Annotated in this window: 9 protein-coding genes and 1 tRNA gene; 1 reads left to right on the top strand and 9 read right to left on the bottom strand. The window is 71.3% G+C overall.

The genetic code is table 11. The annotated features are described in order from the left end of the window. Nucleotides 1–118 precede the first annotated feature (118 nt). From ACFVSU_RS17515 to ACFVSU_RS17480, 8 genes are all read right to left on the bottom strand, one after another. A complete protein-coding gene (locus tag ACFVSU_RS17515; protein ID WP_387145830.1) occupies nt 119–1,681 on the bottom strand; it encodes an FAD-dependent oxidoreductase in 1,563 nt (520 codons plus the stop codon). A gap of 4 nt (nt 1,682–1,685) precedes the next feature. Continuing rightward, nucleotides 1,686–2,240 (bottom strand): MOSC domain-containing protein, encoded by a 555-nt coding sequence (locus tag ACFVSU_RS17510; protein WP_387145828.1) that lies wholly within the window; start codon nt 2,238–2,240, stop codon nt 1,686–1,688. A gap of 2 nt (nt 2,241–2,242) precedes the next feature. Beyond that, entirely contained in the window at nt 2,243–3,136 is an 894-nt protein-coding gene (locus ACFVSU_RS17505; RefSeq protein ID WP_387145825.1) for an FAD:protein FMN transferase, read from the bottom strand. 3 nt (nt 3,137–3,139) lie between these two features. Then, on the bottom strand, nt 3,140–3,622 hold the full coding sequence (locus ACFVSU_RS17500) for an FMN-binding protein (RefSeq protein ID WP_387145822.1): 483 nt from the start codon (nt 3,620–3,622) through the stop codon (nt 3,140–3,142). 76 nt (nt 3,623–3,698) lie between these two features. Then, nucleotides 3,699–6,470 (bottom strand): HAD-IC family P-type ATPase, encoded by a 2,772-nt coding sequence (locus tag ACFVSU_RS17495; RefSeq protein ID WP_387145819.1) that lies wholly within the window; start codon nt 6,468–6,470, stop codon nt 3,699–3,701. Nucleotides 6,471–6,527: 57 nt separating this feature from the next. Further along, nucleotides 6,528–7,562: a ribose-phosphate diphosphokinase gene (locus ACFVSU_RS17490; RefSeq protein WP_387145816.1), complete on the bottom strand. Its 1,035-nt coding sequence runs from the start codon at nt 7,560–7,562 to the stop codon at nt 6,528–6,530. Then, entirely contained in the window at nt 7,537–9,009 is a 1,473-nt protein-coding gene (gene glmU, locus ACFVSU_RS17485; RefSeq protein WP_387145813.1) for a bifunctional UDP-N-acetylglucosamine diphosphorylase/glucosamine-1-phosphate N-acetyltransferase GlmU, read from the bottom strand. Before glmU ends, ACFVSU_RS17490 begins: the two co-directional genes overlap by 26 nt. Before the next feature lies 1 nt (nt 9,010). Continuing rightward, nucleotides 9,011–9,082: transfer RNA gene (locus ACFVSU_RS17480), tRNA-Gln, on the bottom strand. A 117-nt stretch (nt 9,083–9,199) separates the two neighbouring features. Between ACFVSU_RS17480 and ACFVSU_RS17475 the strand changes: the two genes are divergently transcribed. Next, nucleotides 9,200–9,703, top strand: a complete 504-nt coding sequence (locus tag ACFVSU_RS17475; protein ID WP_387145810.1) for a MarR family winged helix-turn-helix transcriptional regulator — start codon at nt 9,200–9,202, stop codon at nt 9,701–9,703. Between the two features lie 7 nt (nt 9,704–9,710). Here the strand turns inward: ACFVSU_RS17475 and ACFVSU_RS17470 are convergent, their stop codons facing one another. After that, nucleotides 9,711–11,525, bottom strand: a complete 1,815-nt coding sequence (locus ACFVSU_RS17470) for an ABC-F family ATP-binding cassette domain-containing protein (protein WP_387145807.1) — start codon at nt 11,523–11,525, stop codon at nt 9,711–9,713. Between the last annotated feature and the right edge of the window lie 138 nt (nt 11,526–11,663).

Here is an 11,663-nt window from a genome sequence, read left to right as displayed (position 1 = left end):
CACGAGGCGTCGGCACGGGGCGTCGGGCCGAGGCGGCAGGCCGAGGCGGCAGGCCGAGGCGCCGGGCCGAGGCGGCAGGCCGAGACGGCGGGCGCCGGAAGCGGGCGTGGACCGCGGGTCAGTAGCCGCTGAAGGCGTCGGTCGTGATCGAGCGGGCCTTCTCGAGCGCGGGGGCGAGCTCGGCGATCAGGCCCGCAGGGCCTGAGATGTACGCGTGGCGCGATGCGATGTCGGGGACCACGCGCACGAGGCCCTCGGCGTCCAGGCGGACCCCCTGCGCCCACATCCAGTGGGCCGGGAGGTCGGCGGGCCGGTCGCGCGTGAACACCACGACGCGGGCTCCGGATGCCTCGATCTCGTCGCGGTAGGCCAGCTCCGAGGAATCCGACGCGACGTAGACCAGAACCACGTCGCGGTCCACGCCCTTCGCGGTTCCCTGGCCGAGCTGCGACACGAACGGCGTCACGCCGATGCCCGCCGCGACCATCAGGATCGGCGCGGCATCGCGCTTGGGGAGCAGGAAGTCGCCCCAGACGCCGGTGATCGCGAGCTCGTCGCCCGGCTCCACCAGCGCGAGCGCCTTCTTGTAGGAGCTCAGCGGCTTCGTGGTCTTGCCCTCCTTGAAGGCGACCTTCACGAACGGCAGGTCGGCGGGCGCCGACGCGATGCTGAACTCCCGGCGGGTGCCGCGCGCGTCGGGGTGGCGGTGCGGCACCTCGAGCTCGAGGTATTGGCCGGGCAGGAACGCGAGCCGGTCGTGCACGCGGAACGTGAGCTCCTGGACCGAGGGGGTCGGTTCGGCGCGGGCGACGAGCGTGAGCCGCACGGCCGTGCGGACGGCGAACGCGAAGGCCACCAGGTTGCCGATCAGGAGCGCGCGCTCCTGCCCGAGCGTGATGTCGCCGATCGCGATCGGCCACCCGGCGAGCACGCCGACGACGCCGGCGACGACGAACTGCTGCCAGCGCCGGGGCGGGAGCGTCAGCGGCTCCGACAGCATGAACGCGCCGAGGAAGAGGAACGGCGACGACCACAGCACGGGCCACAGCAGGTCGAGCACCTCGATCTCGAGGCCCGCGTCCTGGTACTGCACCGACGTGCGGATGACCGCGACGGCCACGGCGGTCACGAGGAACACGAGGATGACGCGCACCTTCTCGGTGCGCACGAGCACGGCGAGGCCGAGCAGGATCACGGGCGCCGCGAGGGCGGGCGTGCCCACCCACCACGAGGACGCGCCCAGGTCGGGCCACGCCAGGCTCAGCAGCGTGAGCACCGTGGCGCCGACCGCCGCGGGATTGAAGATGTGGCGGCCGCGCCAAGCGAGGACGTACTTCGACAGCGACGCGACGGCGGCGGCGATCGCGATCCCGACGAGCGGAACGAGCTCGTACGTCGGACGCAGCACGAACAGCAGGATGTGCGCCGTGATCAGCGATGATTCGAGACGCCACGGGAGGTTCAGCACGCGCTGGGCCGCAGCATCCACCCCCACGCACACGGCCGACAGCACGGCGAGCGTCGCGATCAGCTGCAGCGGGTCGGGGCCGACGAGATCGAAGAACGACAGCAGCAGCGCGACGACGGCGAGCGCCGCGAGCGCCAGGTAGACGAGGCGGTACATCGACACGCGGCCGAGCACCGCGAAGAGACGGTTCCAGAGAGCGGTGAGGTTCGTCATCGGGTCACACCGGCTGCAGGGGCTCGAAGCGACCCGCAGGCGGGATGACACGGATGCTGTCGCCCGCGCGGACGACGCCGCTCACGAGCACGACCGACATGACGCCCGCCAGGCGCACCGTGGCGCCCGTGTCGTCGACGTGGACCAGTTCCTTCATGAGGCCTTCCGAGAGTCCGTTGATCTGCGCGCAGGGGTTGCGGAGCCCGGTGATCTCGATCACCGCGTCCTCGCCGAGCTCGAGCCGCGTGCCACGCGACAGCCCGAGCAGGTCGACGCCGGCGGTCGTGATGTTCTCCCCGAGGGCGCCGGGTGTCACTTCGTGGCCCCGGTCGCCCATGTCGTCGAACAGCTCGGCGTGGATGAGATGCACCTGCCGGAGGTTGGGTGTCGTGGGGTCCCGCTTGATGCGCGAGAGGTGCTGCACGGTGACGCCGGCGTGGGAGTCGCCCTCGACGCCGATCCCGGCGATGAGGGTGATGCTCTCGCGCGTCGGCTTGCTGAAACGATGCGCGTCGTCGCGGGAGACCGCGACGACGTGTCCGGAGGAAGACTCGGTCACCCTTAAACGCTATCTGCTCGCACGAACAGCTCGGCGCGGCAGCCGGGCGACCACTCGACGCGGCCGTCGGTGGTCATGCGCACCCACTCCACGCCCCACTCGTGCGCGAGGCGCGGGCCGCCGTCGAAGAACAGCGCGGTCGCGATCGCGTCGGCCGTCATCGCGTCGGCCGCCACCGCCCACGTCGCCGCGTATGTCCGCACCGGCTGCCCGGTGCGCGCGTCGAGCACGTGGTGCAGGGTGGTGCCCGTCGCCGACGGCCACGCGCGCCGGTTGATCGCCGACGCGCAGAGCGCGGCGTCCGTCACCTCCCACACGCCGATCGCGCGCCGCGGATCGAACGGATGCTCCAGCCCGATGCGCTGCGGCCGCCCTCGCACGGCGAGGTCGCCGCCGGCGTCGACGGTGAGGTCGCCGGACTCGGTGCGCACCAGAACGCCGAGCACGACGTCGACGAGACGCCCCTTGCCGAGCGCGCCGACATCGACCGTCGCGGGCTCGGTGAGGGCGAGCCGACCGTCCCGCCAGGTGAGCCGCTCGCGCCAGTCGACCGGCGCCGATACCGGTCCGGCGTCATGGAACGAGTAGTGCGCGTCATAGCCGAGCGCGTCGAGCGAGTCTCCGACGAGCGGGTTCACCGCTCCCCCGGTCGCGTCCGACACGGCGGCGAGGGCGTCGAGCATGGGCGCGGCGTCTTCGGGCGAAGGAAGGGATCCCGCGCCGCCGGCCAGCGCACGGACGTCGGAGTCGTCGCGGAACCGCGACCACGCCCGGTCGAACGCGTCGATCCGCGCGGTCACCTCGTCGCGCACCGCCGCGGGCAGCGGACGCTCGGTGACGATCTCCCATGTCGTGCCGATGGCGTCGAAGCGCCACGACGCCGGCACGGTGCTCATGGGCTAGCTCGCCGCTTCGGACTTGATCGCCTCGATGGCCTCGTTGAAGCCGTTGCTGGTGAGCGACGATCCGGCGACACGGCTGACCTGGAGGTCGTCGATGTCCTGCCCGACCACCACGTCGGCGATGCCGCCGATGAACTGGCCCTGGTACTGCTCCGACTCGCGCTTCTGCGGGTCGCCGGTCACCTCGACGGCGGTGATGACGTCGTCCTCGAGGGTCACCGTCACGCTGATCGTCTCGACGGACTCGGGAGTCGCGTACGAGCCGTCCGCCGTGTAGGTGCCATCGGCGTACGAGCCGGAACCGGTGTCGGACCCGGTCGAGCCGGTGTCGGTCGACGAGGACGATCCGGTGTCGGGCGTGGTGGGCTCTTCGGCCTCGGAGGCGGTCGCGGCACAGCCCGAGAGGAGGGCGATGCCGGCGACGGCGGTGAGGGCCGCGCCGGCGCGGACGGGGCGGGAAGCGAGTGCGGTGCGGATCATGACGGTCCTCCTGGCTCGGGTCGGGCTCGTGGCGTCGACGCGATGTCCGCGTCGGATTGGATCCTTTCAAGCTCGCCTATGAGCCGCCTTTGAGCGCTGCAGCAGAGCCCGATGAGCCCCGCCGCGCACGCAGCACCGCCTTCAGCACCTCCACCGCGAGGAAGATGCCGATCGACACGACGATCGGGAGGATCCAGGATGCCGCGGGCAGCGGCCGCGACTCGAACAGCACGTTCATGAACGGCACATACGTGTAGATGAGCTGCAGCACCACCAGCGCGAGCGCCGACCACCACACCACCCTGTTGCCGCGCAGCACGTCGAGGGTGAGGCTCGAACGGGTGAGGAACCGGCAGTTGAAGAGGAACGCGAGCTGCCCGAACGCGAGCATCAGGACAGCCTCCGTGCGCGCCACCTCGAGATCCGCTCCCGCCGCGTACACCCCGTAGAACACGCCCATCGCGGCGCCGCCGATCAGCAGCGACACGATGAGGATGAAGCCGAGCTCGCCGCGGTTGATGATCGGACCGCCGGACGCACGGGGCGGACGGCGCATGATGCCGCGCTCGGCCGGCTCGTACGCCAGGGCGAGCGAGAGCGTCACGGCGGTGACCATGTTCACCCAGAGCACCTGCACGCTGGTCAGCGGCAGCGCGAGCCCGAACACGACCGCGACCAGGATCACGAGGGACTGCGCCCCGTTCGTGGGCAGGAGGAACACGATCGACTTGCGCAGGTTGTCGTAGATGCGCCGGCCCTCGGCGATGGCGCTGCGGATCGTCGCGAAGTTGTCGTCGGCGAGCACGAACTCGGCCGCCTCCTTCGTGGCCTCCGTGCCCTTGATGCCCATCGCGATGCCCACGTCGGCGCGCGTGAGGGCGGGAGCGTCGTTGACGCCGTCACCGGTCATCGCCACGACCTCGCCGTGCGACTGCAGCGCGCGCACGATGCGGATCTTGTGCTCAGGACTGGTGCGCGCGTACACGTCGACGTCGCGCACCACCTCGCGCAGCTGCTCCTGGCTCAGCGCCTCGAGCTCCGCGCCGGTGAGCACCTCCGCGTCCGCACCCGCCAGGCCCATCTCGTGCGCGATCGCGAGGGCGGTGCCGGCGTGGTCGCCGGTGATCATCTTCACCCGGATGCCGGCGGTGTGGCAGTCCGCGATCGCCTCGACGGCCTCGGGCCGGGGCGGATCGACGATGCCCCACAGACCGATGAACTCGAGGTCGACCAGGTCGTCGAGCGCGAACTCGTCCGTCGTGGGACGCACCGGCTTGCGTGCGGCCGCCAGGACGCGCAGGCCCTGGCCGCTGAGCCTCGCGACCGCCTCGTCCCAACGCACCAGGTCGAGCGGCTCGGAGCCGTTCGCGCCGCGCTGCGTGAGCGAGCGTTCGAGGAGCCGGTCGGGCGCGCCCTTCACGAGGATCGCGCGCGACACCTCACCCGCTTCGCCTCCCGAGCGCGCGCCCTCGTTGAGCGTCGCCATGAGCTTGTTGGCGGAATCGAACGGGATGACGGCGACCCGGCGCCCTCCGGTGCTCCCGACGCCGCCCTTGATCGCGACGGCCTTGAGCGCACCCTCGGTGGGCTCGCCCACGAGGCTCCACGAGCCGTCGTCGGCGCGCACGATGTGCGCGTCGTTGCACAGGGTCGCGATCGCGAGGATCGCGGCGAGATCGCCGCGGCCCCCGGCATCCGGTTCTCCGTCCGCGGTCATGATCTCGCCCTCGGGCGCGTAGCCGAGGCCGGTGACGTCATAGTCCGCGAGCGGGGTGACGATGTGGCGCACCGTCATCTCGTTGCGGGTGAGGGTCCCCGTCTTGTCGGAGCAGACGGTGGTGACGGAGCCGAGCGCCTCGACGGCGGGGAGCTTGCGCGTGATGGCGTTGTGGCGGGCCATCTGCTGCACGCCGATGGCGAGCGTGATCGTCACGAGCGCGGGGAGGCCTTCGGGGATCGCCGCGACCGCGAAGCCTATGGCCGCCGAGATCAGCTCGTCATAGGGCATCCCGTGGAGGAACCGCCCGATCATCATCATGACCGCCGCCATGCCGAGGATCACGACGGTGAGCACGCGGCCGAAGCTGTCGAGCTGACGGGTGAGCGGCGTGGCCAGCGCGTCGGCCTCGTCGGCGAGGCTCTGGATGCGGCCGAGCTCGGTCGTCGGACCGGTCGCGGTGACCACCCCACGGCCCTGACCGGCGCTCACGATCGTTCCCGAGAAGGCCATCGATCCGCGGTCGCCCACGCCCGCGTCGGCCGCGACCGGATCCGTCGTCTTGGACGACGGCACCGACTCCCCCGTGAGCGCGGCCTCGTCGATGCGCAGCTGATGCGCCTGCAGCAGTCGCAGGTCAGCCGGCACCTTGTCGCCCGGCATCAGCCGCACCACGTCGCCGGGCACGAGGTCCGCCGCGCGGACGGTGACCCAGCCGCCGTCGCGCCGCGCGCTGGCGTCGGCAGACAGCATGCCGCGGATGCCCGCGAGCGCCTTCTCGGCGCGACCCTCCTGCACGTACCCGATGACCGCGTTGATGATCGCGACCACCATGATCACCCAGAAGTCGAGCCAGTCGCCCATGAGTGCCTTGATGACCGCGGCGCCCAGCAGGATGTAGATCAACGTGTCGTTGAAGTGCGCGAGGAACCGCAGCCACGCCGGCTTGCGCACCGGCTCAGGGAGGCGGTTGGGCCCCGCGATCTCGAGGCGTTCCGCCGCGTCAGCGGCGCGCAGGCCGGCCGCGTCCGCAGCGAGATGCGCGAGCACGTCGTCGACGGGGATCGCCCACGGACGCGCGACGGTCAGCCGGGCTTCCGTCAGGGGTGCGGAGTCGAGCGGCTGCGACATCTCTGCTTCGTCCTTCCGTCGCCTCCGCGGAGTCGCTGTCTCGACTCGGCGCCGGCGTCAGGCGGCCCCGTCGAACATGCTGGTGACGGAGCCGTCCTCGAACACTTCGTGGATCGCACGTGCGAGCAGGGGTGCGATAGGCAGAATCGTAAGCGTCGCGAAGCGCTTCTCGGCGGGGATCGGCACCGTGTCGGTCACGACGACCTCATCGACCGCGGGGCTCTGCAGGCGCTGAGCTGCCGGGTCGCTGAAGATCGCGTGGGTGGCGGCGACGATCACCTTGACCGCGCCGTTGGCCTTGAGCGCCTCGGCGGCCTTCACGATCGTTCCGCCGGTGTCGATCATGTCGTCGACGAGGAGGCAGACGCGTCCGTCGACGGCACCGACGATCTCGTTGACCGTGACCTGGTTCGCGACATTCGGGTCGCGGCGCTTGTGGATGATCGCGAGCGGCGCGCCGAGGCTGTCGGACCACTGGTCGGCGACGCGCACACGGCCCGTGTCGGGCGAGACGACGGTGAGGCGCTCACGGTCCTCGGCGCTCAGCGTGTTCTCGAAGTACTCGAGCAGCACGGGCTTGGCGAACAGGTGGTCGACGGGTCCGTCGAAGAAGCCCTGGATCTGCGCGGCGTGCAGGTCGACGCTCATGACGCGGTCGGCGCCCGCGGTCTTGAAGAGGTCGGCGACGAGGCGGGCGCTGATCGGCTCGCGACCGCGGCCCTTCTTGTCCTGGCGCGAGTACGGGAAGTACGGCGCGACGACCGTGATGCGCTTGGCCGACGCCCGCTTGGCGGCGTCGAGCATGATGAGGGTCTCCATCATCCACTCGTTCACCGGCGGGCCGAAGCTCTGGATGAGGAACAGGTCGCAGCCGCGGATCGAGACCTCGAATCGGGTGAGGATCTCACCCGACGCGAAGGTGCGGTACTCGGTCGGCACCAGCTCCGTGCTCAGCTGTGCGGCGACCTCGGCCGCGAGCTCGGGATGGGAGCTGCCTCGTGCGACCACGAGACGCTTCTTCGTCTTCGCGACGAGTCCCGGGGCGATGTCATTCGCCCGGTCGAGCTCAACGGTCTTCTTCTTGCGCGCCATCGTCCGCCTTCTGTGCGCTGCGGGCCTTGGCGGCGACATCCGCCGCTCCGGTACCCGGTCTGTTCTTCTCGACCCACCCCTCGACGTTGCGCTGAGGGGCGACGCTGAGAGCGAGGGCACCGGCGGGCACATCCTTGCGGATGACCGCCCCTGCCCCGGTCTTCGCGCCGTCTCCGATCCTAACGGGCGCCACGAAGACGTTGTGCGAGCCGGAGTGCACCTCGTCGCCGATCTCGGTGCGGTGCTTGTGCAGGTCGTCGTAGTTCGCGGTGATCGCGCCGGCGCCGAGGTTGACGTGCTTGCCGATCGTCGTGTCGCCGATGTACGACAGGTGCGGCACCTTGCTCGCCTCGCCGATCGTCGAGTTCTTGGTCTCGACGAAGGTGCCGATCTTGCCCTTGTCGCCGAGGTACGTGCCCGGACGCAGGTAGGCGAACGGCCCCACGGTGGCCTTCGCGCCGATCACGGCGAGCGTCGCGTCGGTGCGGGTGACGGTGGCGTCCTCCCCCACCTCGCAGTCGACGAGGCTCGTGTCGGGGCCGATGATCGCACCGGACGCGATCACGGTCGCGCGCAGGATGTGCGTGTTCGGCAGCACCGTGACGTCCGGCGCGAGCTTCGCGTCCACGTCGATCCACGTCGTCGCCGGGTCGAGGACGGTCACGCCCTCGAGCTGCCAGCGCCGCACGGTGCGCGCGTTCAGGATGCGGGCGGCCTCGGCCAGCTGCACGCGGTCGTTGACGCCCAGGGCGGCCGCGGCATCCGGAGCCGTCTGCGCCGCGACGAGGAGGCCGTCGCCGCGCAGCAGCGCCACGACGTCCGTCAGGTACTTCTCGCCCTGCGCGTTCGCGGTGCCCACGAGCGCCAGCTCGGTGCGGAGCGCCTGCATCTGGAAGACGTACACCCCGGCGTTGATCTCGGTGACGGATGCCTCGTCCGCCGTCGCGTCCTTCTGCTCGACGATGCGCGACACGGCGCCGTCGGCGTCCCGGATCACACGGCCGTAGCCGGTGGCGTCGTCGAGCGAGGCGCTGAGCACGGTCGCGGCCACGGCGCGGTCGCGGTGGGTGCGCACGAGCGCCGCGAGCGTGTCGGCCTCGAGCAGCGGCACATCGCCGCTCAGCACGAGCACGTCGCCCGCGAAGTCGCCGAGGGCGTCCAGCGCCACCTCGACCGCGCGGCCCGTGCCGGGGACCTCGTCCTGGTCGACCACGACCACACCTGGCACGGCACTCACGACGGCGTCGGCCACCAGGTCGCGCTCGTGCCGCACGACCACGACCACGCGCTCGGGCTCGAGGGAGATCGCGGTGTCGAGGACGTGCCCGACGAGCGGGCGGCCGCCGATGCGGTGCAGCACCTTCGGCGTCGCGGACTTCATGCGGGTGCCCTGCCCTGCGGCCAGGACGATGACGGCCAGTGCGCTGTCGCGGGTCGTGTCGGTCATGCTCCGCCGCCAGGACTCGAACCTAGACCTCACAGCTCCAAAGGCTGTCGTGCTGCCATTACACCACGGCGGACCGCGGCGCTCCCGGGTGCCGGGCGCCGCCCGTCAAGTCTGCCAGATGCCCCGTGCGCGCCCGTCCGCGGAGGCGGCCTGCGTCGGGGTGTGGGGGCCGGGTCGGGATAATGGGGGCATGACGGCGCAGAGCGACGAGGTGGACCGCATCGTCGAGGCCTGGACCACGCAGCGCCCCGACCTCGACTTCTCACCCCTCGGCGTGCTGTCCCGCGTGGACCGGCTGTCCCGCCACCTCGACCGCGCGCGCCGCGACGCGTTCAAGCGCAGCGAGCTCGAGCCGTGGGAGTGGGACGTGCTCTCGGCGCTGCGCCGCGCGGGCGAGCCGTTCCAGCTCAGCCCGAAGCAGCTGCTGCAGCAGACGCTCGTCTCCAGCGGCACGATGACCAACCGCATCGACCGCCTCGTCGGCCGGCGGCTGGTGCGCCGCGAATCAGATCCCGACGACGGCCGCAGCATCCTGGTCACCCTCACCGACGAGGGCAAGATCCGGGTGGATGCCGCGATCACGCGTCTCGTCGACGCCGAGGCGCTCCTGCTCGACGCGCTGTCACGGGGCGACCGCGACCGCCTCGCCGTCTTGCTGCGCAAGCTCAGCCTGGGGTTCGACGCCGCGGACTGACCCCGGATCAGCCGAGCTGCTCGGTGAGCTCGAACCAGCGCTCCTCGACGCCGTCGCGGTCCTTCTCGAGCTCGCCGATGCGGGCCATCTCGGCGCCGAGCCCGACGTAATCCGACTGGTCGTGGTCGGCGAGCGCCGTCTTCGCGTCGGCGATCTGCGTCTCGAGCTTCTCGAGGCGGCGCTCCAGCGACGCGACCTCCTTCTGTGCGGCGCGCAGCTCCTGCCCCGACAGCGACGGCGTAGGGGACGACCCGGATGCTGCGGGTGCAGCATCCACCGCCTTCGAGGTCGCCGGCCCCGCAGTGCGCTCGCGTTCGCGCAGGCGCAGGTATTCGTCGACGCCACCGGGGAGGTGGCGCAGGTGGCCGCCGAGGATCGCGAACTGCTGGTCGGTCACGCGCTCGATGAAGTACCGGTCGTGCGAGACGACCAGGAGCGTGCCCGGCCACGAGTCGAGGAGGTCCTCGATGGCGGCGAGCATGTCGGTGTCGAGGTCGTTGGTGGGCTCGTCGAGGATGAGCACGTTCGGCTGCTCGAGGAGGATCAGCAGCAGCTGCAAGCGGCGCTTCTGACCACCGGACAGGTCCTTGACGGGCGTGGAGAGCTGAGCGCTCTGGAACCCCATGCTCTCGAGCAGCTGGCCGGGCGTGAGCTCCTGCGCCTTCGAGCCGCTGCCGAAGGTGTACGTGGTGCGCAGGCGCGAGATGACGACGCGCACCGGGTCGCCGAGGTGCTCCTCGAGCTCGTCGAGGCGCTGCGTGAGGGTCGCGACCTTCACGGTCTTGCCGCGCTTCACGCGGCCGGCGGTGGGCTCCACGTCGCCCGAGACGAGACCGAGCAGCGTCGACTTGCCGGCGCCGTTGACGCCGAGGATGCCGGTGCGCTCGCCGGGGGCGATCCGCCACTCGACCGGGTGCAGCACCTCACGGCCGTCGTAGGAGACCGCCGCATCGAGGAGGTCGACGACGTCCTTGCCGAGCCGTGAGACGGCGAGCGAGCGCAGCTCGGTCGCGTCGCGGATCTCGGGCACGTCGGCGATGAGGACGTTGGCGGCGTCGATGCGGAACTTCGGCTTCGACGTGCGCGCCGGCGCGCCGCGGCGCAGCCATGCGAGCTCCTTGCGGGCGAGGTTCTGGCGGCGCTGCTCGATCACGGCCGCCTGGCGATCGCGCTCGACGCGCTGCAGGATGTACGCCGCGTAGCCGCCCTCGAACGGCTCCACGATGCGGTCGTGCACCTCCCACGTGGTGTTGCACACCTCGTCGAGGAACCAGCGGTCGTGCGTCACGACCAGGAGTCCGCCCTGGTTCGCCGGCCAGCGGCGCTTGATGTGATCGGCGAGCCACGCGATCGCCTCGACGTCGAGGTGGTTCGTGGGCTCATCGAGGAAGATGACGTCGTCGTCGCCCACGAGCAGGGCCGCGAGCGACACGCGTCGGCGCTGACCTCCGGACAGCCCCGCGACCGGACCGTCCCACGGCAGGTCGCCGAGGAGGCCTGCGATGACGTCGCGCGTGCGCGCGTCGCCGGCCCATTCGTGATCGGGGCGCTCGCCGACGACGGCCTCCCGGATCGTGAGGGCGTCGTCGAGGGTGTCCGCCTGGTCGAGCACGCCGACGCGCACGCCGCCGCGCACCGTGACGCGGCCGCCGTCGGGCTCGAGCCGCCCGGCGAGCATCGCCAGCAGGCTCGACTTGCCGTCGCCGTTGCGGCCGACGACGCCGATGCGGTCGCCCTCGTCGATGCCGAGTGACACCCGGTCGAAGACGACCTTGGTCGGGAACTCCAGGTGCAGGGCCTCGGCCCCCAGAAGATGTGCCATGTCCCCTCAAGGCTAGGCGACCGGGGGCGGAACCCGGCGTCATACTGCGGGCGTCGCCAACCGGACAGGTTAGGCTAGCCATACCTTCCACCTGCGCCGGCGACCCTCCCCACATCGGCGCGTCAGGAGAAAGCCCCC

The sequence above is a fragment of the Microbacterium sp. NPDC058062 genome (genome assembly GCF_042885375.1).
GTDB classification, from domain to species: Bacteria; Actinomycetota; Actinomycetes; order Actinomycetales; family Microbacteriaceae; genus Microbacterium; species Microbacterium trichothecenolyticum_C.
The sequence above is the reverse complement of the archived record's forward strand: the minus strand, read 5'-3'. Positions and strand labels throughout refer to the sequence as shown.